The sequence below is a fragment of the Streptomyces glaucus genome (assembly GCF_039533365.1).
GTDB lineage: Bacteria > Actinomycetota > Actinomycetes > Streptomycetales > Streptomycetaceae > Streptomyces > Streptomyces glaucus.
The window spans coordinates 1-24,569 of record NZ_BAAATK010000069.1 but is presented as its reverse complement, the minus strand read 5'-3'; the positions used below and the strand labels follow the sequence as shown (position 1 = coordinate 24,569).

At 72.8% G+C, this 24,569-nt stretch carries 17 protein-coding genes; 9 read left to right on the top strand and 8 right to left on the bottom strand.

The genetic code is table 11. The features are described 5' to 3' along the window. Positions 1–213: 213 nt before the first annotated feature. Complete coding sequence (locus ABD363_RS29940; RefSeq protein WP_344609232.1) at positions 214–975, bottom strand: DeoR/GlpR family DNA-binding transcription regulator; 762 nt, start codon at positions 973–975, stop codon at positions 214–216. 89 nt (positions 976–1,064) lie between these two features. Here ABD363_RS29940 and ABD363_RS29935 point away from each other — a divergent pair, with 89 nt between their 5' ends. Both ABD363_RS29935 and ABD363_RS29930 read left to right on the top strand, forming a co-directional pair. Beyond that, positions 1,065–2,252: an MFS transporter gene (locus tag ABD363_RS29935; RefSeq protein WP_344609230.1), complete on the top strand. Its 1,188-nt coding sequence runs from the start codon at positions 1,065–1,067 to the stop codon at positions 2,250–2,252. Positions 2,253–2,612: 360 nt separating this feature from the next. Further along, entirely contained in the window at positions 2,613–3,224 is a 612-nt protein-coding gene (locus ABD363_RS29930) for a hypothetical protein (RefSeq protein WP_344609228.1), read from the top strand. 571 nt (positions 3,225–3,795) lie between these two features. Here ABD363_RS29930 and ABD363_RS29925 read toward each other — a convergent pair. Next, positions 3,796–4,683: a septum formation family protein gene (locus ABD363_RS29925; RefSeq protein WP_344609227.1), complete on the bottom strand. Its 888-nt coding sequence runs from the start codon at positions 4,681–4,683 to the stop codon at positions 3,796–3,798. A gap of 719 nt (positions 4,684–5,402) precedes the next feature. On the opposite strand from ABD363_RS29925, the gene ABD363_RS29920 reads away from it, so the two are divergent. The 4 genes from ABD363_RS29920 (at position 5,403) to ABD363_RS29905 (ending at position 13,302) form a co-directional block, all read left to right on the top strand. Beyond that, positions 5,403–8,120 carry an AAA family ATPase gene (locus ABD363_RS29920; RefSeq protein ID WP_344609225.1) on the top strand — a complete coding sequence of 906 codons (2,718 nt, stop codon included), beginning with the start codon at positions 5,403–5,405 and terminating at the stop codon, positions 8,118–8,120. A 402-nt stretch (positions 8,121–8,522) separates the two neighbouring features. Continuing rightward, the gene (locus ABD363_RS29915; protein WP_344609223.1) at positions 8,523–8,999 is read left to right on the top strand and encodes a hypothetical protein; all 477 of its coding nucleotides are present in this window, start codon (positions 8,523–8,525) and stop codon (positions 8,997–8,999) included. Then, positions 8,996–11,701, top strand: coding sequence for an AAA family ATPase (locus ABD363_RS29910; protein ID WP_344609221.1), 2,706 nt, complete (start codon positions 8,996–8,998; stop codon positions 11,699–11,701). Before ABD363_RS29915 ends, ABD363_RS29910 begins: the two co-directional genes overlap by 4 nt. A 329-nt stretch (positions 11,702–12,030) precedes the next feature. Then, positions 12,031–13,302, top strand: a complete 1,272-nt coding sequence (locus ABD363_RS29905; protein ID WP_344609219.1) for an ROK family protein — start codon at positions 12,031–12,033, stop codon at positions 13,300–13,302. An 82-nt stretch (positions 13,303–13,384) separates the two neighbouring features. On the opposite strand, the gene ABD363_RS29900 is transcribed toward ABD363_RS29905, so the two are convergent. The 4 genes from ABD363_RS29900 to ABD363_RS29885 are packed head-to-tail and all read right to left on the bottom strand — an operon-like array spanning position 13,385 to position 17,844. Next, complete coding sequence (locus ABD363_RS29900) at positions 13,385–14,764, bottom strand: GH1 family beta-glucosidase (protein WP_344609217.1); 1,380 nt, start codon at positions 14,762–14,764, stop codon at positions 13,385–13,387. A gap of 28 nt (positions 14,765–14,792) precedes the next feature. Then, on the bottom strand, positions 14,793–15,620 hold the full coding sequence (locus ABD363_RS29895) for a carbohydrate ABC transporter permease (RefSeq protein WP_344609215.1): 828 nt from the start codon (positions 15,618–15,620) through the stop codon (positions 14,793–14,795). 5 nt (positions 15,621–15,625) lie between these two features. Next, complete coding sequence (locus ABD363_RS29890) at positions 15,626–16,579, bottom strand: carbohydrate ABC transporter permease (RefSeq protein WP_344609213.1); 954 nt, start codon at positions 16,577–16,579, stop codon at positions 15,626–15,628. An 11-nt stretch (positions 16,580–16,590) separates the two neighbouring features. Then, entirely contained in the window at positions 16,591–17,844 is a 1,254-nt protein-coding gene (locus ABD363_RS29885; protein ID WP_344609211.1) for an ABC transporter substrate-binding protein, read from the bottom strand. 395 nt (positions 17,845–18,239) lie between these two features. Here ABD363_RS29885 and yicI point away from each other — a divergent pair, with 395 nt between their 5' ends. The 3 genes from yicI to ABD363_RS29870 all read left to right on the top strand — a co-directional run bounded on the left by yicI (position 18,240) and on the right by ABD363_RS29870 (position 22,723). Continuing rightward, positions 18,240–20,510 carry an alpha-xylosidase gene (yicI, locus tag ABD363_RS29880; protein WP_344609209.1) on the top strand — a complete coding sequence of 757 codons (2,271 nt, stop codon included), beginning with the start codon at positions 18,240–18,242 and terminating at the stop codon, positions 20,508–20,510. Between the two features lie 156 nt (positions 20,511–20,666). Further along, a complete protein-coding gene (locus ABD363_RS29875) occupies positions 20,667–20,936 on the top strand; it encodes a hypothetical protein (protein ID WP_344609207.1) in 270 nt (89 codons plus the stop codon). 230 nt (positions 20,937–21,166) lie between these two features. Then, positions 21,167–22,723 carry an oxidoreductase gene (locus ABD363_RS29870; protein ID WP_344609205.1) on the top strand — a complete coding sequence of 519 codons (1,557 nt, stop codon included), beginning with the start codon at positions 21,167–21,169 and terminating at the stop codon, positions 22,721–22,723. Between the two features lie 152 nt (positions 22,724–22,875). Here the strand turns inward: ABD363_RS29870 and ABD363_RS29865 are convergent, their stop codons facing one another. Both ABD363_RS29865 and ABD363_RS29860 read right to left on the bottom strand, forming a co-directional pair. Further along, positions 22,876–23,355 carry a pyridoxamine 5'-phosphate oxidase family protein gene (locus ABD363_RS29865; protein WP_344609203.1) on the bottom strand — a complete coding sequence of 160 codons (480 nt, stop codon included), beginning with the start codon at positions 23,353–23,355 and terminating at the stop codon, positions 22,876–22,878. A 153-nt stretch (positions 23,356–23,508) separates the two neighbouring features. Then, positions 23,509–23,877 (bottom strand): hypothetical protein, encoded by a 369-nt coding sequence (locus ABD363_RS29860; protein ID WP_344609201.1) that lies wholly within the window; start codon positions 23,875–23,877, stop codon positions 23,509–23,511. Between the last annotated feature and the right edge of the window lie 692 nt (positions 23,878–24,569).

The following is a 24,569-nucleotide window of genomic DNA, read 5'->3' as shown; positions in this document are numbered from 1 at the left end:
TACACCGCGAAGGCGCCGCTCTCGCGCCGCTTCGTCCGGTACGCGCTGCGCGCGGCCCGCACCGCCCGCGGCGCCGGGCTGGAAACCTCACCCCCGGTGGTGCGATGCCGTTCGTCGCTGCGGACGGCGATCGCTCAGAGACTCGGGCAGCGCCTGGACGGCCGCCGGAACCGGGCAGCTCGCGGTGCCGGTGGCGGGAAAGCCTCGGACGTCTCAGACGGTCTTGAGGGTGGTGCCGCTGCTTTCGAGAGCAGCGGTCTCGTGGGCGGGTGCGGAGGTGTCGGTGACAAGGATGTGCACGAGCGTGGAGGGGCCGACGTAGGCGTGGGCGGTGCGGCCGAGTTTGGTGCCGTCGGCGGCGGCGATGATGCGGCGCGCCGAGGCGATGGCCGCCTTCTTCACCGCTGCTTCGTCCAGGTCGTAGGCGGTCACGCCGTCGGCGGCGGACAAGCCGCAACAGCCCAGGACGGCGGTGTCGAAGCGCAGCGCCGACAAGGAGGCGAGGGTGAGGGGCCCGGTGAGTGCCCCCTCGCCGGTACGGGGCCGGCCCCCCGGGACCAGGAGTGAGGTCGGTTCGGGGGCGTCGCCGAGGACGGCGATGGCCTGCAGCGACAACGGCATCACGGTGACCTGCCGTCCGCGCAGCAGGCGCGCCACTTCCAGACAGGTCGTACCGCTGTCCAGCAGGACCGTCTCGCCGTCGGTGATGAGCGAGGCCACCTCGGCGGCGATCCGCCGCTTGGCGTCGACGGCCTCATGGGCGCGCAGCGCGAAGGGGGGTTCGTCTCCGCGCAGGAGCAGGGTGCGGGCGCCGCCGCGGAACCGCTCCAGGACACCCTGCGCGGCCAGGTGGTCGAGATCGCGGCGGATGGTCATCTCCGAGGCGCCCGTCAGGCCGGCGAGTTCGGCGACCGTGGCCGCTCCCGCGTCCTGGACGGCTTGGGCGATCAGACGGTGGCGTTCCGCAGTGCTCATACCTCGATTCAACACCACACTCATCGAACACATGAGATGTTCGAAAGGCTGGCTAGTAAACAGATGTCATGTTCGTTATGGTGTCCGCCATGGAGAGAGCGCTGCGTCCGGCCCGTGCTGTGACATTCGTCTATTTCGTCCTCAACGGCACCTTGCTGGGCATGTGGGTGGTGCAGATCCCCGCCATCGAGGACCAGGTGGGCATCGGGCACGCAGCCCTGGGAGGGTTCCTCGTTCTGCTGGGCGTCGGGGCCTTCGCCGGCATGCAGTTCGGCGGCCGGCTGTCGGACCGGCTCGGCACGCGGACCGTCGTTCCCCTGGCCGGCGTCCTGTGCAGCGTGACCCTGGTGCTGCCCGGTCTCGCCCGGGAGCCGTGGGCTCTCGGAGCGGCCCTGCTGGTCTTCGGTTTCGGAAACGGGACCCTCGACGTCAGCATGAACGCGCACGCCGTGCAGGTGGAGAAGGCATACCAGCGGCCCGTCATGTCGGCCTTCCACGCCACGTTCTCCGTCGGCGGTGTCCTGGCCGCCCTGGCCGGGGCCGCAGCCATCGACATCGGCTGGGGCCCGGCCACGACGCTGACCACGGCCGCAGGCGTCGGCGTCATCGTCGCCCTGACATCGGCTCGCGGCCTCCTGCCCGCCGCGCCGGCCACCCCGGAGGCGGATGCCGATGGCGAGCCCGAGGCGCAGAACCGCGCTGTTCCCCCGCGGATCTGGCTCCTGGCTGTCCTGGCGCTGCTGATCATGCTGTGCGAGGGGGCCGCCAACGACTGGAGCGTCCTGCACCTCAAGACCGTCCTGGGCGCGCCGGAGAGCACCGCCGCCTTCGCCTACGGGGCCTTCGCGGCGACGATGACCGTCGGCAGGCTCCTGGCGGACCGGGTCTCCGCACGGTTCGGGCCGGTCGCCGTCCTGCGGTACGGCTCGGCCCTGGCCGCCGTCGGCATCACGCTGGTGGCCCTCTCGCCCTGGATCTGGGCGGCGCTCGCGGGCTGGGCGCTGTTCGGCCTGGGCCTGTCCGGCTGCGTTCCCCAGCTGTTCAGCGCCGCCGGACACGCCGACCCGGCAGCCGCCGGCACCAATGTCTCCCGGGTCGCCGGCCTCGGTTACATCGGCATGCTCGCAGGTCCCGCGGTCATCGGCTGGATGACTCACCTCATGCCCCTCAACCACACCTTCCTGCTTCCCGCCCTGTTCTGCGCGGCCGCCGCCGCGGCGGCCGGAATCCTGCGCAGTCCCTCGGACCGGCCGCGCACGGTCGAGCTGACCTCCTGACGGCCTGTGCGGCGCGACCTGACCTCGCGTCGCACAGGCTCTCCCGCCCAGGTCCTGCCGGCAGCGCCGCGCCTGCGGCCGATCGAACGGATCCCGTCCGGTCGCCGCCCGGACCGCTGGACATCTGCTGTCCGCTCTCGGCTCCGGTCCGCTGATCACCGTCAGGAGCTGACCGAGCCGGTCGGGGGGACGGCCGCCGGGACCGACCCGGCTCGCCGCCGTCTTCCGGAAGGATTCCCGAAAGACCCCGGGTTCATCGGGGATGTGTCCCGAGCAGCCTCTTCAGGAGCCGGGCCGATCCGCTGACAGCGGCTGACGGCCTGCCCGGCCGGTGCCGGGGGCCCGGGATACGGTGGCCGGGTGAACGGATCGAACGCACCGGCCGGACCTGACGCCCCCGCCCACCCCGCCGCGCCGAAGCAATTGCTGCCCCTCCTCGGAAGCGACGAGGACGTCGTCGCGTTCTTCGCCGGAGTCGCGGACCTCGACGCGACGGACCCGGCCTCCCACCAGTTGGAGGACGGGGTCCGGCTTGCCTCCGGCGCCCGGCTGGAGCAGTTCGCGAGGGCGGGATCGGGGGACGCGTTCTGCTTCGTCGGCGAGGGCGGCGAAGAACGTCCGGTGGTGTACGTGAGTCTCGACGGCGCGGCCGGCCCGCTCGCGATCGGTTTGCGGGAGTTGGTGCGGCTGTGTCTCGTGGCGCCGTGGTGGCGGGACGCTCCCGGCCGGACGGCTCGAGAGCTCCAGGCGGTCGCCGACGACCACCGGGAGCACACGCCCGACATCGACCGGCGACGCGAGCGTGCGGCCCGGGCGCTCGGTCTCGATCCGGCTGACCTGCCATCCGAGGCGACCGTCGTGGCCCGGCTCGTGGAGCTCTCCCAGGGGCCGGTGGCCACGGACTGTCTCGTCGTCGGATACGAGGGCGACCCGCTCGACCCTCTCTTCGACGCCACCCCCGCCCACCCCTGACCGCGTACCCCGAGCGGCTGCGGCAGCAGTCCGAGGGCGTGATCCGGCGATCCAGGACCGGCGGGCAGCGGCGGAGGACGCCACAGGAGTGCGCCGCGTGGCCGGCCGCCGACGCCGGCCGCGGGCGTTCGTCCCGGCCGCGGGCAGTCCGCGGTTCGTTCCCGTGCCGAACGAGGTTCGCGCCGCCTGCCGGCCGCCGGCCCCGCGCCCGGCCGGGCGCGGTCGCCGCGGACAAGGCGTCCTCGTCCCGCGCCAACCACGCCCACCTGCGAGAACGTCACATCGAGGCGGTCATCCCGCGGAGGAAGGGCCAGGCCGCCCACCGCAGGAAGAGAGGCCGCCGGGGCGGGCGGCCCGCCATCCGCGACACCGGCCTCCACAAGGAACGCGCCACCGTCGAACCCCCGGTCGACCGGTGGGAGGAGCGACGCGCCCGCGCCACCCGCTTCGACGAGACACCCGGGGGCCGCCTCGCGGGTCTGGGACCGCGCGCTTCGACGATCCGGCTCGAGGGCCTCCTGCGAGCAGCCGGTCGATCACGACATCGCACGGCACCCGGTCCGACGGAGCGTCAGCCCGCCCAGACCTCGGCCTCGTCGGCCGGGACGGTGGTGGCCAGGCCCAGTTCCTTGCGAGCGGCGACCGACTTGTTCGGGTCGATGCCGGTGAACGCCGGGTCGTAGGCGGTGTAGAACGTGTCGGCGTCGGCGGCGTTCGCGGCCTTCTTCCAGTTCCCGGCCGCCTTCGTCAGCGTCGCGCGGAGCTTGCCGACCTCGGTGCCCTCGATGCCGCCCAGGCCCTCGACGTGTGCGTCGAGGGCAGCCGCGACGGCCTTGGCCTGCGCCTTGTAGCCGGGCAGGTCGTCCTCGACGGTGTCCTTCTCGGGCTGGTTCGCCCACAGGGCCTCGTAGACCGCGTTCGACCCCTCGAGATACGTGGTCTGCTCGGGCTTGAGGGACTTCGCGGTGTTCAGCGAGCCGCTGAAGGTGCCCTTCTCCGCGGTGTAGGTGCAGCTCACCGCGCGGTCACCCGTCGCCCAGCTCTCCTTGGTCGGGGTGTAGTAGAGGAGGCTGACGCCCTGGGGGAGCGCCCAGGTGTCCGGGGCGTACTTCTGCGCCTCGACCGGGCAGCGCTCGTCCGCGATCGCCGAGACCTCGTCGTCGCCGGGGTACTCCTTGCCCTCGTCGATCGCGAACTCGCCGACGACCTGGCCCTGGTGGGCCTCGTCGCAGGGCACGATCTCGACGGCGTACGCCGTCCCCTCGGCCTTGCCGTTCGGGTTGTAGCAGTCGCCGAGGTCCAGCGAGAACACCGAGCGCTGGCGGGCCACCTTCTTCGCGCCGTCCTTGGCGCCGTCGACGGCGTCGGAGATGTCCGAGCATCCCACCGCGCCGATCGCGAGCAGGGCGACGACGGCGGATATGCCGCGAAGGGAACGGTACGGAGCAAGGGTTTTCATGACGTGTACATCCTCTTACGTGATCTTTATGAGGGCCGCGCGCATCGTATGCCATTCCTGCGGCCCGGTTGTGCGAAGGCCCTCGCCTCATCGCGGAGTCTCTGACCCGCGACGGGCCGCGAGGGTTGTACCCGGACTGCTCACCGGCGGGGATCGGGAGGACCCTGTGACCCTTCGGCTGCGCTGACGCGGTGACCGCCCGATCGGTCAGGTGGCCGAGGATTTCGACCCGACCGAGGCCGCGGTGCGGGACGGGGGCAGCGGACCGGTGCCGACGCGGGCGGGACGGGCCGACCGGCGGCGAGCATGAGGAGTCCGCCGGGCCGCGGCCGGAAACCGCAGACTGCGGGAGCGTGGAGAGGCGTCGTCACGTCGTGCGGGGGGCGTGGCTGTCCGGTGGTACGTCGGGGGACGGTCACGTGGCCCGGCGCCGCGGCCGCGCCGAGACCGCATGGGCGGGTGCCGGTCGGTCGCCGAGCAGCCGCGCCGGGGGGCCGCGCCCGCTCGCCCCGGGGCGCACGAGGACCCCGGTCAGCGCGTCCCGCGCACGTCGCACACCGGCCGGATCGATCGGGGGGTGCCGTTGCCGTCGGCGTCCCCTACACTCCCGGGTATTAAGCATTAGGAGCAGGGTGGGGAGCTGCTGTGATCCGGCAGCGCTGGTGGTCGGTGAGTGCGGGCCGCCCCACGGCGGAGTCCTGAGAAGTAGGTACGTGCGCGTGATCGGGCGGAAACCGCAATTCGAACAGCTGGCCGCCCTTGTCGAGGCGGCACGAGAAGGACGCGGGTCCTCGGCGCTGGTGTCCGGCGAAGCGGGGATAGGGAAAAGCAGCCTCGTCTCCGCGGTCGTCGACGCCGCGTCGTCGTCGGGCTTCCAGGTCCTGTCCTGTCACGGCCTCCGCGGCGCGGGGGCGGCCGGTTTCGAAGGGCTGCACGAGCTGTTGCTGCCCCTCCTCGGCCGCATGGACACGCTGTCGCCGCGCCAGCGGACGGCCCTGGACGTGGCGTTCGGGGCCGAAGGAGAACCGGCCGACCGGCTCATCACGGGGCTCGCCGCCTTCGGGCTGCTGGAGGAAGCGGCAGCGCGAGGTCCCCTCGTGGTGCTGGTCGAGGACCTGCACTGGCTCGACCTGTCGACAGCCGACATCGTCACCTTCCTCGCGGCCCGCATGAGCGTCATGCCGGTGCTGCTCCTGGCCACCAGCCGAACCGATCGCATCTACCCCGACCGGAGCCCACGCTTCAAGCACCACGTGCCGCTGACACCGCTCGGCCAGGAAGACGCGCTGGAACTGATCGCCCTGCACGCGCCCGACCTGACGATGCCGCAACGGCACCGCCTGGTCGAGCGCGCCATGGGCAACCCGCTCGCCCTGACCGAATGGGCGGTCAGCCCCTCGTGGGTCGAAGGTGCGCCCTCCGCCGAGCGCGGCCGCATCCCGATGGGCAAACGCCTGGAGGACTCGTTCCTGGCCGAGGTCGCCCTGCTGCCACGGGCGACGCAGCGCGCCCTCCTCGTCGCCGCCGCCGGGCAGGACGCGAGCAGCTGGGAAGTGCTCGCCGCGGCCCGCAACCTGGGCCTGGACCCGGGAGACTTCGCGCCGGCCGAGAGCTTCGGGCTGATCGCGCTCAGCGGCGGCACCTACAGGTTCCGTCACCCCCTGGTGGGTTCGGCGGTGTACGACAACGCCGACTCCGACGCCCGGTCCCGCGTGCACACCGAACTGGCGGCGGTCGTCGTCGACGCCGCACGCGCTGTGCAGCACCGGGCCGCGGCAGTCACCGGCTGGGACGAGAAGGTCGCCGCCGAGCTGGAAGAACTCGCCGTGGCGATCGGCCGACGGGGCGCGCGGACCGAAGCGGCCGCCGCCTGGCGACGCTCGGTCGCGCTGACCCCGGCCGCGAGGGAGCGGGCGCGCCGCACGGTGATGGCGGCCGAAGCCGCGCGGCAAGCGGGCGCGACGGCCGACGCCGGCGCCCTGCTCGCCGAGGCGGACCCCGCCGCCGACGACGAGGCATCGGTGATGCAGTTCGCCCGCACCGAATGGATGCTCGCCGGCACCGTCACGACGCTTCCGGACCGGGGCGGTGACGAACTCATCGCGCTGTCGCGGACCCTCAGCAATCCGGACGACCGGGTGGAGGTCCTCACCTGGGCGGCGGTGCGCAGCTACACCCGTCAGAACTTCTCCGCCGAGATCACGGCGGCCGTGGCCGACGAACTCCGGCGACCCGGCATCGCCGTCACCGAGCGACAGCGGCTGCTGCAGAGCATCGGCCTGTCCCTGATCGGCTCGGCGAACCGGATCATGTCGGTCGAGGAGGCGTTGTCGGTCTTCCAGCGGCAGGTGCGCGAGACGGACGCGACCCTGCTGAACTGCCTCGCGTTCGCCTTCGAGGACGCCCACGACCTCGAAGGCGCCGAACGCATCTGGAGCGCCGAGATCGACATGTTCCACCGATCGGCACGCACGAGCGACGAGACGGTGGCCCTCGCCGGGCGTGGCACGGTACGGATGACCGCCAAAGCGCTCGCCGCCGGCCTCGCCGACTGCGAGCAGGCACTGCGCCTCAGCTTCGACCTCGATCTGTCGGTGGTCGGAGCCATCGCCGCGGCGAACATCGCACGCGCCCGCGCATGGCGCGGCGAACACGAACTCGCGACCGCTGCTCTGGAAACCTGTGCCGAACTGTCCGGACCGGACCCGTTCGCCAGGGTGGCCGCCATCGCATCCTGGGCGTCGGCCCAGATGGCGGCGAACGAGAGCCGCCCCGAGGACGCGGTCGTCCACCTGCTGAGGAGCATCGAGCACCCGCCCATCGGCCTCTGGGCCGGCGGCGACCTCGCCGACGCGGCCGTGCGGGCCGGCCGGCCGGAGGTGGTGGAGGACTGGCTCGGCATGGCGACGGCCGCCCTCGTCTCCGGCGACTCCGACCATCTCGCGATGCTGGTCGAACGGGCGCGGGCCCTGCTGGCGTCGAGCGGCGACGCACGAGCCCACTTCGAGCGGGCGATCCGGCGCGGTGAGCGGACCACGGCCTTCCTCGACCTGGCCAAGACCCGGCTGCTGTTCGGCGAGTGGCTCCGGCGGGAGCGCCACATCGTGGAGGCACGCGGCCACCTCTCCGCGGCGCTGCACGTCTTCGAGGCGCACCACACGGCGCCGCTCGCGCGACGAACGGCACGGGAGCTGAGCGCTGCCGGCAGCGTCCAGCCCGCACGGACACCCCGGACCTTCGACGCCAGCACCGTGCTCACCGCCCAGGAACTGCACGTCGCCCAGATGGCCGGCCAGGGGTACACGAACAAGCAGATAGCCGACCAGCTGTATCTCTCCCACCGCACCGTCGGCGCGCACCTGTACAACGCCTACGCCAAGCTGGGCATCAACCGGCGGTCGCAGCTCGCCGCCGCCCTCGCGGCCACGCCCGGCTGATCCGCGGCACGGTTCACAGCCGCCGAGGGTTCAGGCACGACACCTTCCCCCCGGGGCCTGCCGCCTCGCCGGAGGGCGTCACGTCCGTTTCCGGTGGAGGCCGCCTTCGGGCCGGCCGGGAAAGCCTCGGCGCGTGAGATGTCCGAGGCGGCTCCGGGCGACGCGCGGACACCGGGACCGGCCGGTGCGCGACCTCGGCAGAACGGGCACCCGGTCCGCGGCCGGCGCGGAACTCAAGAGGGATCACGGTCGAATTACCTAGGGTGCTTACCGGCCTCGCCGCCTAGGTTGAGACGCCTCCCGTCCCTCGTCCCCGCCGGCCCCGACCGACGGCGCGACCGCGATGTGCGGCCGCGCGTACGGGACGGACGGGACGATCGTCTCGCGCCCCAGGAGGCCGACATGACGCCAGTCGCGTTCACCGGCAGTGCCGTGAGGCCCGCGCAGGAGGGCCTGCCGCGGACGGCGGTACGGCTGCGCGGCCGGAACCGCGTCCCCACGCGCACGGCCCCGGCCGGGGCCTCGGCGCACCGGGGAACCGCGCCGGCCGGCCGGGGCGAGGGCGGCGGCAGGAGCGCGCTGCCGCGCCGGGCGGCCGCCCCGACGGCCGACGCCGGCGGGCAGGTGCCGCGGGCGACCGGGGTGCCCCCGCCCGGGCCGGCCCGGTCCGGCACCGGCGCGGACACCACGGTGCCGGCACACGAACGGCGCATCGTACGACCGGCCGCCTCCGAACCGCCCGGCCGGGAGATCGCGGACAGACCGCCGGTCCCGCCGCGGACGGCCGCCTCGCACCGGTACGAGACGTTCCCCCGGCCGGGCGCCGGCTCGCCCGGGGAACTCCGGCACGCCCTGCGCCGCGGCGGTGATCCGCGGTGAAGACGGACGGCGGAGCGCCGCCGGCTTCCCTGATCGGTCGCGGCACCGAACTCCGGGCGGTGAAGGACTTCCTGGACCGGGCACGTGCGTCGGGCGGCGTCATGACGGTCCACGGTGAGCTGGGCATCGGCAAGTCGGCGCTGCTGGAGGAGGCCCACCGGACCGCCCGGACCGCAGGTTTCGCCGTCCTGCGGATCCGGGGACACCGCACCGAGTCGGATCTGCCCGGCGCCGGCCTCGCCCAGCTGCTGCCGGTCCCCGCCGCCCCCGTCGGCGGCCCGAGCGCGGCGGGCGTCACGGCCGAGGCGCTCGGCCGGCACACCACCGAGCGGCCCCTGCTGGTGACCCTGGACGACGCGCAGTGGTTCGACGCGCTCTCGCTCGACGCACTGCTCGAGGCCTGTCACGACGCCCGCCGGAATCCCGTCGCGCTGCTCCTGGCGAGCCGCCCGGCGCCACGCCGCAGCGCACGGCGCACGCCGGATCCCGCGCCGGATCTCGTCCTCGGCCCGCTCGCCAGGGCCGACGGCGAACGGCTGCTGCGCCGGCACGGCCGGGCTCTGCCGCCCCTGCTGACCGAACGCGTCGTGCGCGAGACCGAGGGCAATCCGGCCGGGCTGGTGTCCGTCTCGCGGCTCCTTCAGCGCTCCGCCCCCTCGGCCGACGTGCTGCTCGCCGCGCGGCTGCCGCTCGGCGACGCCCTGCACGCACAGGTGATCCAGCTCCTGGACGGCGTACCGGAATCGGTGCGCGCCTTCCTGCTGCTGGCCGCGGTGGCGCGAACCGACCGTCCGGATCTGCTGCGCGAGGCCGCCGGGACCATGGGAACGGCGGACCACGCGCCGGAGGCGGCCGAGGCGCGCGGGCTGCTCCTGCGGGAGGCCGGCAAGGTCCGCTTCGCCCATCCGCTGCTGCGCTCGGCGGTGCACTGGGACGCCTCCTCCGCCCAGCGGCGGCGAGCGCACCTGGCGCTGGCCGGGCTGGACGGGATGAGCGCCTACCAGCGGGCGCTGCACCGGGCCGCCGCCTCCGCCGGCCCGGACGAGGCCACGGCGAGGGAACTGGAGGAAGGCGTGCCGCAGCGACTCGCCGAGGCCTCCGCGGTCCACGAACTGGCCGCCGACCTCAGCCCCCGACCGGCGGACCGGGCGCGCAGACTGGTCGGCGCCGCACGGGCGGCCCAGGTGCGCGATCAGCCGGAGGAACTGCGGCGGCTCATGTCACGCGTCACCGCCCTGCCTTCCGAGTCCTGCGAACGGGACCCCGCCACCGCCGCGGCCGTCGCCGCGCTGGACGCGTACCTGGCCTACCGGAGTGACGGGGACCCGGCCCACGCGCTCGATCTGCTCCTGCGGTCCGCCGACGGGCCGGCCTCGCCGTGGCCGCCGCCGTTCCTGTCCCTGGCCGCCGTCCTCGCCCCCGGCTTCAGCGGACTGCCCGCGGCGAAGGCACTGCGTTCCCGGCTGGAGACCCTGGCCCGGGAGAACCCGCAGCGCGAACAGTGTCCTCTCCTGATGTCCGCGCTGTACTGGGCCGACCGGAGAGCCGACGCCGGCCGGGGCCGGGCGCTGCTCGCGACGGCCGGCGCCGCCGCACGGCAGGGGCGGTTCCCGCTCGATCCGCCCCGGGACGCGGCGCTGGTCTTCCTGGCGACGGTGCTGGACGACCCGCTCACCGCCGAGCACCTGGGCGGCGCCGTGCTCACGTCGCTGACCGGCCTCGGACACTTCGGCACCGCCCGGACGGTCCTGGCGCATCTGCAGATCGCGCACTGCCACCTGGGTGACCGGGCGGGCGTGCTGCGGGACGCGGACACCGGCGAGCGCTGGGCTCGCGCGGCGGACGATCCGCGCGCCTCGGCGGCCTTCCGGTGCGGTGTGGCGCAGGTGCGGGCCTGGGAGGGCGCGGAGGAGGGGCACCGGGCGCTCACGGACGGCATCCTGTCCTTCGCCCTGCCGCGCCGTCTTTCCACGGTGGCGGCCCGTGCCCGCTGGGCGAGAGGGCTGATGGCGCTCTCGCTCGGCAGGCCGGAGGACGCGTACGAGGAACTGCGGATGCTGTCGGACCCCGACGGCGACGCACGACACCCGGTGGTGGCGGCCTGGGCGCTGGGCGATCTGGTCGCGGCCGCGGTCGCCTCCGGCCGGGGGGACGACGTACGGGACCACGTGCGGCGGACGGCCGAGGCCGACCGGCTGCTGCGGTCGGCGCCGCTGGAGCATCTGCTGGCCCGGTCGCGGGCGCTGCTGGGCGACGGCGGCGACCCGGAGGAGTCGTTCGCCCGGGCGCTGGCCGTGCCGGGGTCCCGGGCACTGCGGTACGAGCGGGCCCGTACGCGGCTGGCGTTCGGGGAGTGGCTGCGGCGGCGACGGCGGGTGCGGGAGGCGCGGGAACAGCTGCAGCGGGCCCGTGACGCCTTCGCGTCGATCGGCGCGGACGTGTGGGTGCGGCGGGCGGACTCCGAACTGCTGGCGGCCGGGGAGGCGCCCCCGGCGCCGTACCCGCGCCGGGCCGCGACGGAGCTGGGGCTGACGCCGCGTGAGGCCGAGGTCGCCCGGCTGGCCGCGGAGGGGCTGAGCAACCAGGGCATCGGATGGCGGCTCGGACTGACCCACCGGACGGTCGCCAGCCACCTCTCGCGCGTCTTCGCCAAGGCCGGAGTGAGCTCGCGCAGACACCTTCCCGCCGTGCTGCGGATGTGACCGGTGGACGCCGGACCGGAGCGCTCCAGGTGTGACGCCCCCGGCCTGCCGGCACCGCGCCGCATCGCCGCGCTGTACCGGTCCGCGCGCAGGGGGACCACGACGGGGAGGAACGACCGGACCAGGCGCACTCGACGACCGGGACCCGCTCTGCCGCCTGCTGCGCCGCCCGGTCGCGTCGGCGACGCGTCCCCGGCACGTGTTCCCGCTCGACCCGCTCTCCGGCTCGGTTCCACGGCGGCCGGGAACCCCTCGCGCCGGGCGTCCGCGCCCTGGGCGCGGACCGGCGCGGTCGTCCCGCCGGCGCCGTCGCTACGCTCGACCCCACGATGAAGAACAATGTGATTCCGCTGGGGGCGAAGGCGGACAAGGCCACCGTCAGACGGCACAACCTGAGTCTGGTGCTGCGGACGGTGCACGGCACGGGTGAGGTGACCAGGGCCGGGATCGCCGCGCGTGTCGGTCTCACCCGGGCCGCGGTTTCCTCCCTCGTCGAGCAGCTGCTGGGGTACGGCTTCATCACCGAGTGGGGCAAGACGAGCAGCGGCCAGGCCGGCCGGCCGGGCACGGTCCTCAAAGTGGCCCGGACCGGTCCGGCCGGGGTGGGCGTGGAGATCAACGTCGGTCACATCGCCGTCTGCGTCGTCGATCTCGCGGGCACCGACCGCGTCAGGCTGGTGGAGGACTTCGACAGCCGTGGGATGCAGCCGTCGCGGGTACTGGCGCGTGCGGCACGGCTGACGGCGCGCGCGCTCGACTCGGCCGCCGGACAGGGCCTGGAGCCGGTCGGCGCCCATGTCGCGGTACCGGGTCTGGTCACCGGCGGCACCGTCCGCCAGGCACCCAATCTCGGCTGGAACCGGGTCGCCGTCGAGGGGGTCTTCGCCCAGGCGCTGCTGGCGCTGCGGCCCCTGCGGGCCCTCCCGGTCAGCTCCGACAACGAGGCCAACGCGGCCGCGCTGGCGGAGCTGTGGTACGGGGCCGGAACCGAGGGCGCGCGGAGTTTCCTGTACCTGAGCGGCGAGGTCGGCATCGGCGGCGCCCTGGTGCTCAAGGGGGAACTGCTGCGCGGCGCCCATGGATTCGCCGGCGAGATCGGGCACATGGTGGTCGATCCGGACGGGCGGCCGTGCCGCTGCGGGGCCCGGGGCTGCCTGGAGCAGTACGCCGGACAGGCCGCCCTGCTGAGCACGGCCGGCCTCGGCGCGGACGCGGGCGCGCCGGGCGTCGCCGAACTGCGGCGGCGGGCGCGGGAGCGGGATCCCTCGGCGCTGGCGGCGATGGAACGGGCCGGACGGCAGCTGGGAGTGGCGGTGTCGGGCGCGGTCAACCTCTTCGACCCGGACGTGGTGATGCTCGGCGGTGTCTACCGGGAGCTGAGCGAATGGCTCGCTCCCGCTGTCGGCCGCGAACTCGCACGCAGGGTGGTGTCCGGACTGTGGGACCGGGACCGGTCCCGGCTGCGGCCGGCCTCCCCGCTGAGCGACGCGGCACGGGGCTCGGCCGGTGTCGTCGTCAGAGAAGTGCTCGCCGATCCGGCGGCGTACGGCGAGCGCGGCGGGAGCGGGCCGCGGCGGACAGCGAGCACGGCCGGGCGGTAGGCGCCGCGGGGCCGGGGGCGGGCCGGTCGACGGCCCACCGCCCGCCCCCTTCCCGGGAGAACCGGGCCCTCCCGGGACCTCGTCAGCCGCGCTGTGCGGCGATCATCGCCTTGTACCAGTGGTAGCTGGCCTTCGGAATGCGCCGCTGGGTGGCGTAATCGACCCGGACGATCCCGAAGCGTTTGGCGTAGCCGAACGCCCACTCGAAGTTGTCCAGCAGCGACCACACGTAATAGCCGCGCACCTCCACGCCGGCGTCCATCGCGGCCCGCAACGCGGTGAGGTGATCACGCAGGTAGGCCACGCGGTCCACGTCGTCGACCGTTCCCCCGGGGCCCGCCTCGTCGTCCTCCGCGGAGCCGTTCTCCGTGATGAAGACCGGCGGCAGCGCGTCCCCGTACCGGTCCTTCAGCTCCACCAGCAGCTCGGTGAAGGAGCCGGGGACGACCGGCCAGTCCATGGCGGTGTGCCGCACCCCGGACAACCGCACCTCCTGGTAGCGGTTGTCCGTGGCCACCCGCCGCGCCGGGTCGTCCTCGCGGTACGGGGCGTCGGCGACGACGATCGGCCGGTAGTAGTTGATCCCGAGGAAGTCCAGCGGCTGGGAGATCAGCTCCAGGTCGCCGTCGCGCCGGAAGTCCTGTCCGGTGATCAGTTCGCCCCAGGTCTCCTCCTCCGTGGCCGGGTAGCGGCCCGCCAGGAGCGGTTCGGTCCACACCAGGTTGTGCTGGGTGTCCGCGCGGACGACGGCCGCCAGGTCGGCGGCGGAGTCGGTGGCCGGCAGGTTGCGGTCGAGGTTGAGGGTGATGCCCACCTCGCGTGCCCCGGCCGCGCGCAGCGCCTGTACGGCCAGGCCGTGGCCGACCAGCAGGTGGTGGGCCGCGGCCAGCGCGCCCCGGCCCTCGCGGGCACCCGGCGCGTGCCGGCCGACGGAATAGCCGAGGAAGGCACTGCACCAGGGCTCGTTGAGGGTGATCCAGCGCGGCACGCGGTCGCTCAGGTGCTCGGCGACGACGGCCGTGTACTCGGCGAACCGCTCCGCCGTCTCCCGCGTCCGCCAGCCGCCCCGGTCCTCCAGCGCCTGCGGGAGGTCCCAGTGGTAGAGCGTGGCGGCGGGCTCGATGCCGGCCGAGAGCAGTTCGTCGACCAGCCGGGAGTAGAAGTCCAGCCCCTTGGGGTTCACCGGGCCGGCGCCGTCCGGCACGATGCGCGGCCAGGCGATCGAGAACCGGTACGATCCCACGCCCAGCTCCCGCAGCAGGGCCACGTCCTGCGGATAGCGGTGGTAGTGGTCGCAGGCGACATCACCGGTGTCGCCGTCGGCCACCAGGCCCGGGGTGTGGCTGTAGGTGTCCCAGATCGACGGACCGCGGCCGTCCTCCCGCGCCGCGCCCTCGATCTGGTACGAGGCGGTCGCGGCGCCGAAGACGAAGCCGGGCGGGAAGCTGGGGAAGTCGCTCATGTGGGGGAACTCGTTTCCGGAGTGGGTGTCACTTGACGGATCCGCCGGTGATGCCGGCGGCGATGTACTTCTGGGCGAGGACGAGCAGGATCGCCGCGGGCACCGCGGACAGGACGGACGCGGCCATCACCGAGCCCCAGTCGCCGACGTGCGCGCCGATGTACTGGTAGATGCCGAGCGTGACCGGCTTGACGTCGTCGGTGGTGTTCAGGGTGAGCGCGAACATGAAGTCGCTCCACGAGAACAGGAAGGCGAACAGGCCCGACGTGATCAGCGCGTTGCGGCTCATCGGCAGCACCACCCGCACGAACGTCCGCACCGGCCCGGCGCCGTCCATCTGCGCCGCCTCGATCACCTCACCGGGGATCGACACCATGAAGGACCGCATCAGCACGATCGAGAACGGGATGCCGAGGGAGGCGTCCGCCAGCATCAGGCCGAAGTAGGAGTTGACGAGGCCGAGGTCGACGTACGAGTTGTAGAGCGCGTTGGCGATGACGATGCCCGGCACCATCTGGGTGATCAGTGTGCCGAACACGATCGTCCGCGAGCCGCGCAGGCCGAACCGGGCCAGCCCGTAGGCCGCCGGAGCGGCGATCGCCAGGCAGATGGCGACCGCGCCGAGCGAGACGACCAGCGAGGTCAGCAGGTGGCCGCCCTGGTCGTCGAGGGCCTTGGAGAAGCCGGACAGGTCCAGGCTGCCGGGCACCGGGTCGACCTGGAGCAGGCCCGAGGCGGGCTGGAGGGCGGTGTTGAGCATCCAGTACAGCGGGAAGAGCATCACGCACAGGATGAGCGCGCCGGCGAGGGTGGAACCCCAGCGGCGCCTGGATGTCGTGGGCGTGGGAGAGGCCACGGACGTCACTTCCCCTCGGTGCGGTTGGCCCGCAGGTAGAGCACCGCGAACACCGCGGAGACAAGGATGAGTACGTTGCCGACGACCGCGCCCGCACCGAAGTCCAGCTGGACGAAGGAGTTCTGGTAGGTCAGCGTGCCCAGGGTCTGGGTGGCGTCGGCCGGGCCGCCGTCGGTGAGCGCGAGGATCAGGTCGAGGATCTTCACCGTCGACATGAAGCCCAGGACGAGGACGACGGTGATGACCGGTCTGAGCATCGGCAGGGTGATGGAGCGGAAGGTCCGCCAGGCCGAGGCGCCGTCCAGGGAGGCCGCCTCGTACAGCTCCTTCGGGATCTCCTGCAGACCGCCGTAGAGGATGACCATGTTGAACGGGATGCCGATCCAGATGTTGACCAGGATCACCGACAGCAGGGCCATGCCCGGGCTGGTCAGCCACGGGGTGTGGCCGCCGAGGCCGAGCGCGTCCAGGAAGGAGTTCAGCACGCCCGTGTCCTGGTCGAGGATGCGGCGCCACACGATGCCGGACACCACCATGGGCACCAGCCAGGGCAGCAGGATCAGCGACCGCAGCACGCCGCCCAGGGGGAACCTGCGGGTGAAGAACACCGCGAGCGCGAGGCCGATGCAGAACTGCCCGAGCAGCGAGCCGGCGGTGAACACCAGGGTGTGCCACAGCGCCTTGCTGAACAGGGCGTCCTGGAAGACGTTCGACCAGTTGTCGGCCCCGTTGAAGGGGGCCTCGCCGGTGAAGAAGGTCTCCGGGGTGTAGTGCTGGAAGCTCATCACGACGTTGCGGACGAGCGGGTAGCCGAAGAACAGCAGCATGAAGACGACGGCGGGGGCGACGAACCCCCACTGGGCCAGCCTGCGGCGGCGGCGCAGCCGGTCCGGGCCGGGCGCGGCGGCCTTCCCGGACGCCTTCGCGGGCGCCTGAGCGGTGACGGTGGACGTGGTCATGGTCGCGTACCTCAGTTCCCGCTCGTGGCCCGCTGCTGCGCGCGCTTCAGAGCGGCCTCGCTGGACTGGCCGGTCAGGGCGGACTGGAAGGCGCTCTGCAGGGCGAGCGACACGCCCGACCAGCCGGCGCCGAGCTTGGCGGTGCGGGACCGGGCGGCGGCCACCTGGTCGGCGAGCGCGTCCAGTTCGGGCACCCGCTCGCGCCACACGGCGGCGGCCTTGGCGTTGGCGGGGACCATCCAGCTGTTGAGCGCGTAGGTCAGCTGCTCCTTCTCGCTGGACAGGCAGGCGACGATCCGGCCGGCCGTTCTCTCCCGCTCCTCGTCGCCGGTGTTGGGCACGGTGAGCACGGCGCCGCCCAGCGGGCCGACCGATTCCGCACCCGCCTCCGGCACCGGGATCTGCGCGATGCCCCAGCGCAGCGACTTCTTGGTGTTGAGCGTCTCCACCTGCCACGGACCGTTGATCATCATCGCCGCGTTGCCGGCCATGAACTGGTCGTTGACGTCCGCCTGGGTCCAGTTGACCGTCGACTTCGACAGCGAGCCGTCCGCCAGCAGGGCCTTCCAGTAGTCGAGCGCCTCGACCACCCGCGGGCTGTCCAGCCGGGTCTCGTCACCGCCGTTGGACCACATGAAGGGCGTGAACTGGAAGACGCCGTCCTCCGCGCCGCCCGCGCTGAGCGCCAGCCCGTACCGCTTGCCCCGGGTGAGCTTCTTCGCCGCTTCCCGCAGCTCGTCCCAGGTGGTGGGGACCGCCACGCCGGCCTGGTCGAGGATGTCCTTGTTGTAGAACAGCGCCAGGGTGTTCACGGACCGGGCCGCACCGTAGTACGTCCCCTCGTAGGAACCGAAGTCGACGATGCCCTCGGGTATGTCCCGGGTGCTCAGACCGAGGGCCTCGAGGTCGACCAGGCCGCCCGCCTCGGCGAACGTCGGCATCTCGGAGGCGTCGAACTGGACGATGTCGGGCAGCGACTTCGAGGACGCCATGCGCAGCGCCTTCGTCATCACCTGCGCGGCCGGGACGCTCTGCTGCTCGATGGTGACGCCGAGCTGCTTGCCGCAGCGGGCCATGGCCTGAGCGTCCCAGCGGTGGTAGGTCTCGTCCGTCGAGGAGTTCATCACGGTGTAGACGTCGTTGTCGCGCTGCTGAGCGCATCCGGTCAGGGCCGCCCCGACGGCCAGGACGGAGACGGCGGCGAGCGGTGCCACGGCTCTGCGGGAGCGTCCGCGGCGCGCGGCAGCCGGAGTGGGTGCTGTCACGGTGGGTGCCCTTGCATAGGAGGGGGAGATACGGGACGGCTCAGCGGGCGTCATCGGTCCACGGGCCGGTGGTGACTCGGTCGTGCGAGGTCGAGTTGAAGCGCTTCGACATACTGCGGCCCTTGCTGTCGTGTCGCCCGGCGTCGTCGCCGGTCCCTTTGTTTGCTTCGATGACTAATACGTCAATCCCTGACGTCGCGCTAGACCCGTGAGCGTGTCGGACTGATTGCGCTGCGAAGTGGCACGCAGTGTCTTTCCGGGCATAAGGCCAGCTCGCGGGGTGTGTTGCCGTACTTGACGCCCCGTAGGCGTGATTTGTTTTGTGTACGATCAAATCCCCGGGCGACAGCCTCCGCAGTCCCCGCCGAACAGTCCCGCTCCCCCCGAGGAAGACCATGAAGTTCACCAACGGGTTCTGGCGCATTCGTGACGGCGTCCAGATCGCGTACGCCACCGAGGTGCGTGATGTACGCGTTGAATCGAAGCGCTTCACCACCTATGCCGCCGTGCAGAAGGTGACGCGCAGAGGGGACACGCTCAACGCGCCGCTCCTCACCGTCGACTGCTTCTCGCCCGCCGAGGGCGTCATCGGCGTGCGGGTCACCCATCACGCCGGCAAGCTGCGTCCGGGACCGGACTTCACCCTCACGGCCGAGCCCGGCGGTGCGGGCGAGGTGCACCAGGACGGCGCCGTCACCCGGCTGACCAGCGGCCCGCTGACCGTACGCCTGGACCGGGCCGCCCCGTGGGCCCTGACCTTCCACGGAGCGGACGGACGGGAGCTGACCCGGGCCGGCCGCAAGGGCACCGCCTTCGCCACCACCGACGACGGCGCGCACCACGTCCTCGCCCAGCTCGCGCTCGGCGTCGGCGAGCAGATCTACGGCCTCGGTGAGCGTTTCACCCCGTTCGTCAAGAACGGCCAGGTCGTCGACATCTGGCAGGCCGACGGCGGCACCAGCAGCGAGCAGGCCTACAAGAACATCCCCTTCTACCTGTCCTCGCGCGGCTACGGCGTCTTCGTCAACCACCCCGGCGCGGTCTCCTTCGAGGTCGGCTCCGAGTCCGTCGGGCAGGTGCAGTTCAGCGTCGAGGACCAGACGATGGAGTACTACGTCGTCGCCGGCCCCACCCCCAAGGACGTCCTCACCCGCTACACCGCCCTCACCGGCCGCCCGGCCCTGCCGCCCGCCTGGTCCTTCGGCCTGTGGCTGACCACGTCCTTCACCACGGACTACGACGAGGCGACCGTGATGTCGTTCGTCGACGGCATGGCCGAGCGCGGCATCCCGCTGTCCGTCTTCCACTTCGACTGCTTCTGGATGCGCGAGTACCAGTGGTGCGACTTCGAGTGGGACCCCGAGGTCTTCCCCGACCCGGAGGGAATGCTCGCCCGGCTGAAGGACAAGGGGCTGAGGGTCAGCGCGTGGATCAACCCGTACATCGCGCAGAAGTCCCCGCTGTTCGACGAGGCCGCCGCCCTCGGGCACCTGGTGCGCCGGCCGAACGGCGACGTGTGGCAGTGGGACCTGTGGCAGGCCGGCATGGGACTGGTCGACTTCACCAGCCCCGACGCCCGCGCGTGGTTCCAGGCGAAGCTGAAGCCGCTGCTGGACCAGGGCGTCGACTGCTTCAAGACGGACTTCGGCGAGCGCATCCCGACCGACGTCGTCTGGCACGACGGCTCCGATCCGGAGCGGATGCACAACTACTACACCCACCTGTACAACCAGACCGTGTTCGAACTCCTGGAGAGGGAGCGGGGGCGGGGCGAGGCCGTGCTCTTCGCCCGCTCCGCCACCGCGGGCGGCCAGCAGTACCCCGTGCACTGGGGCGGCGACTGCTGGTCCTCCTTCGAGGCCATGGCCGAGTCGCTCCGGGGCGGCCTGTCCCTGTCGCTGAGCGGCTTCGGCTTCTGGAGCCACGACATCGGAGGCTTCGAGGGCACGCCCGACCCCGCGGTCTTCAAGCGCTGGCTGGCCTTCGGCATGCTGTCCTCGCACAGCCGTCTGCACGGTTCGTCGTCCTACCGGGTGCCGTGGGAGTTCGGCGAGGAGGCCGTCGACGTCGCCCGACGGTTCACCCTGCTCAAGCACCGCCTCATGCCCTACCTGTACGGCGCCGCCGTCGAGGCCCACCGCACCGGCGTCCCGGTGATGCGGCCCATGCTCCTGGAGTTCCCGCACGACCCGGCGTGCCGCCCGCTCGACCGCCAGTACATGCTCGGCCCCGACCTGCTGGTCGCCCCGGTGTTCAGCGAGGACGGCGAGGTGGAGGTGTACCTCCCCGAGGGCACCTGGACCCACCTCCTCAGCGGCGAGCAGGTCACCGGCCCCGTGTGGCGCACCGAGCGGCACGGCTACGACAGCCTTCCGCTGTACGTCCGCGAGGGCGCCGTCCTGCCGCTGGCCACCGACACCCGGCGGCCCGACGGCGACTGGCTGGACCGTCCGACCCTGCTCGTCCACCCGTCGGCCTCGCTCGACCACACCAGCCAGGTGAGCGTGCCCGACCCGACCGGCGCGCAGGCCGCCGTGTTCCGCGTCCGGCGCGAGGGCGACCTCCTGCGCGTCACCGCGGACGGCTTCGACCGGCCCTTCACCGTGCGCGTCGCCGGCGGCGCGAGCGCGGAGGGAACGGGCGAGGTGACGGTGGCGCTGCGATGAGCGAGCGGCCACGCGCGGGCGCTCGGCCGCTGTGACCGTGCGCCCGGCCGCTTCCGTCCCTCACCCCGCGCCCGGCGGAGCCGCGAGGGGCCGTGCCGTGATCCCCTCGGCCGGATCCTCGACGGGCTCGCCCGCCGCTTCCCCGTCTCGTCGGGGGTGAGCTGGAACAGTCCCGAGGGCGGCTTCTTCGTCGTCGTCACGGTGCCGTTCGACGTCACCGACGAGGCGCTGGAACGCTCGGCGCGCGACCACCGCGTGCTGTGGACGCCGCTGCACCATTTCCACGACGCCACGGCGGTGGACACCGGCGCCGCCGCCGGGCCGCTGCGCTGTCTGCGCCTGTCCTGCAGCGGCCCGGGACCGCAGGGCATCGACGAGGCACTCGACCGCTTCGCCGACTTCGTGCGGTCCCGCGACGCGCTGTAGCAGGGCCCCGGCCCGGCTGCCCGGGCGACACCCGCCCGGGGACGACACCGATTCCGGTGCCGACCCCGGGCGGTTCATGCCCGATCGGGCATCGGCCGCCGGGCGCCGCCGACAGCGTGTCGCGCGGGCCGAACCCGCACCCGGCCTTCCCGCGCAGGCCGCACCGCGGCTCCTGAACCGGCCCGCGATCCGGCAAGCCGAGTACGGAGGAAGATCACTACCCTGCATGGGTGCTCTCATACGACGAGTTGACTTCACCCGAACGTGAGCTGTGGGATGCGTTTCCCGAGGGACGCCGCGTGGATCTGCGCACGGGTGTGCCCGAGGACGACCGTGTCGACGAGGGCGGGCAGTGGGGCCCCGGACGGACGGTCCGGGCCGCCGTGATCGTGGCGCTCCTCCAGGGCGCGAACACCGCGCAGTCCGGCGCGGTCCCGTACCTGAGGCTCGACGGGGCGCGGATATCCGGGCACCTCGACCTGGCCGGCGCGCAGATCGCTCACGCTTTCCGGCTCGAGGACTGCTGGTTCGAGGAGGGCGTGAACCTCTTCGGGGCCTCGGCCCGGTCGATCGCCATCGTGGGCAGCCGGGTACCGGGCGTGGAAGCCGGCCTGATCCGTATCGAGGGGCGCCTCGACCTGCGATGCTCTCGTCTGCAAAGCGGCTCCGCCTCGCCCTTCCACCGCAGGGTCACCGCCCTGTCGCTCATCAACGCCCACGTGAGCGGCGCCGTGAACCTCAGCGGCGCCCGGATCGACGCACCCGGGGAATGGGCGGTGTCCGCCGGCGGCCTGGTCGCGGAGGGCGGCGTCTACTGCGTCGACGGATTCGTCGCGCACGGCGAAGTTCGTCTCATGGGGGCGCAGCTGCCGGGCGGACTGCACATGCGGGGCGCACTACTGGAGCGCCCAGGCCGGCGCGGGGTGGCGCTCGCCCTGGACAACGCCGTGGCCTCGACGCTCGACTTCTCCGGCGGGTTCACCGCGAACGGGACCGTACGGCTGCGGGGCGCCCGGATCTCGGACAGCCTGACCTTTGAAGGAGCCGTCCTGAACGGGCCGCCCGACGGCCACGGCCCGGCATTGGCCGCCCTGCTGATGCAGGCCGCCGACTTCGACCTCACCCTCGCCCGGCCGCCGTCCGGCACCGTGGACCTGCGGGGCGCGCAGGTGTCCTACCTCCACGACAGCGACCACAGCTGGCCGGACGTCGTGGAGCTGGACGGCTTCGTCTACGGCTCCATCAAGGTGGACGAGGCGGGTGAGCGACGGGAGGCGGTGGGGCGGCGGGACTCCGTGGCCCGCCGAGTGGCGTGGATACGGCGCGGCCCGGGCTACAACCCCCAGCCCTATGAGCAGTTGGCGAGCTGGTACCGGAAGGCCGGCCACGACGACGACGCCCGCCGCGTACTCCTGGCCAAACAGCGCCATCGGCGTCGAACTCTGCCCCCGGCCGCGCGTGTGTGGGGGTACCTGCTCGACCTGACCGTCGGCTATGGCTACCGCCCCTGGCTGGCCGGCGTCTGGCTCCTCGCACTGACCCTGCTGGGCACGCTGTCCTTCGGCACTCACTCCCCCACCCCGGTCAAACGAGGCGAGGGCGCCCCGTTCCAGCCCCTCGTCTACACACTCGACCTGTTGATCCCCATCGGTGGTCTGGGTCAGCGCACGGCCTGGTACTGGCCGGATCACGGCCTCCAGTGGCTGGCCTACCTGCTGATCGCCTTCGGCTGGATGCTGACGACCGCCGTCATCGCGGGTGTCACCCGCACCCTGCAGAAGAACTAGCGATCGGCAGCTGTCTTCAAGCGTCGCCGGCAGAGCAGCGCGCACCCGGCAGGGAGGAACCCTTCGTGGAGGTCGTCGTGGATCTCCCGGCGGATCCGCAGGCGACGGGACCGATGCAGGTGAGCGAAGGCGCGCTCGGCTAGTGGCTGTGGTCAGTACGGCCCCGACATGTCCTGACCCTCGACATCGAGCGCCGTCCCGTACAGCCGGTCCACCCTCAGCCGGACGACCACCCGGCGCTCGGCGACCAGCTGCTCCAGGAACCCCTTCTCGTCCTCGGGTTTCGCGGCCTTCGAAACGATGTCGAGCAGTTCCCGCCCCACCGCGTCACCAGGAACCGTCGTCATGCCGGAGACCTCGGCCTCGCCCTCGGCGACGGCGAACGACCACACGTCGCCGCCCTGCACGTGCAGCGCCGCGCGCGGGTTGCGCCGCAGATGCCCGACCTTGATCCGGTCGGCTCTCGTCGAGAACCGCGCGATGCGGGCTCCGGCGTCCCAGCTGTACAGCATGGTGGTCAGGTGGGGGTGGCCACTGCGCCCGACGGTGGCGAGCGTGCCGAACCGCTGCCTGCCGAGCAGGTGGGAGAGGGCTTCGTCGGACAGTGGACGAGGAGCTGGTCCTTGGGTCATGACGTGATCAACGTCCTTGGCCGCCCAGGAATTTCATGGACAGCGCGAGCCCGGCGCCCGCTTCCGCGACACGCCCTGGAGGCCGGGGCACCGGCGGCCGCCGCACGGCGAACCCCGGCACGGGACGGACGCGGCCGGGGTTCGCCGGCAGGCTCAGCGGGACGTGGGGAACAACTGGAGCTTGGCCTTGCGGCCGGAGACCGATTTCACCCAGATCTTCAGGTTGTTGAGCTTGACGGTGCCGCCCGGACTGGTGCTGCCGCTCAGGCGTACTCCACCCGAGGTGGCCGACATCGCCACGGCCCGGGAACTGACGTGGGTGATCTCCAGCTTCCCGAATCCGAACCTGCGGCTGTCGACCTTGATGCTCTTGGGCGCGGACACGGTGATCTGGCACCGTCCGTCGTAGCAGGGCCCGTTGCCGGCGGCGGACGCCCCCGGCGTCATCAGGCCCAAGCCCAGGGTGCCCGCCATGGTCAGCGTCACCGCCGCCGTGACCGGCCGGCGCATTCCCGTACTCATCAGTCAGATCTCCTGCTTCCGGGAGGAATTTCACGTTCGACTTTTCCCGTCCGCCGGTTCCGGGGCCCCTTTTCGGCAGGCGCCCGGTCACCGGCGTGGTCAACGGACCGTAGCAACGTGGTGGTCGCCGCATCCGCACACGATCGGAAATCTCCGGAATCCGCCCGCAGGCGACCAGGGCCGGGACGCACCTGCTTACGGGAAGGCGGAAGTGAGCGTTTTCCGGGTCCGGCCGAGCCGGTTCCCCGCCCACCCGGCCGCCGTCACCGGAGCCGGCCGGCGCGTCGGCTGTGACAGCCCGTCGCGGTCCAGCCGGGAGTGCCGTCGCCGGTTCGGCGCGCTCCCGGGCCGGGACACGGCCCGTCTGCGGGACACCGTGCTCCCTCCGGCGGGCGTCCTGCCCCGAGCCGAACCGAGCCGAACCGAGCCGGGCCGGGCCGGGCCGGAAGCCGTGTCGCCGCGGCACGCGGACGGCGTGCGCCCGGCGCCCGGAAGCCGCTGAGGCAGGGGGCCGGAACCCGCCGTGCCGCTGCCCGGCCTTGCGCCCTGGCGCTCCTCCCGGTCCTGTGCCCCGCGCCCCGGAGCGCCGGGACGCGGGGGGTGGGGGAGCGGAGGCGGTTCAGAGCCCCGCCGCGGTGCGCAGGGCGTCCACGCGGTCGGTGCGTTCCCAGGTGAAGTCGGGCAGTTCGCGG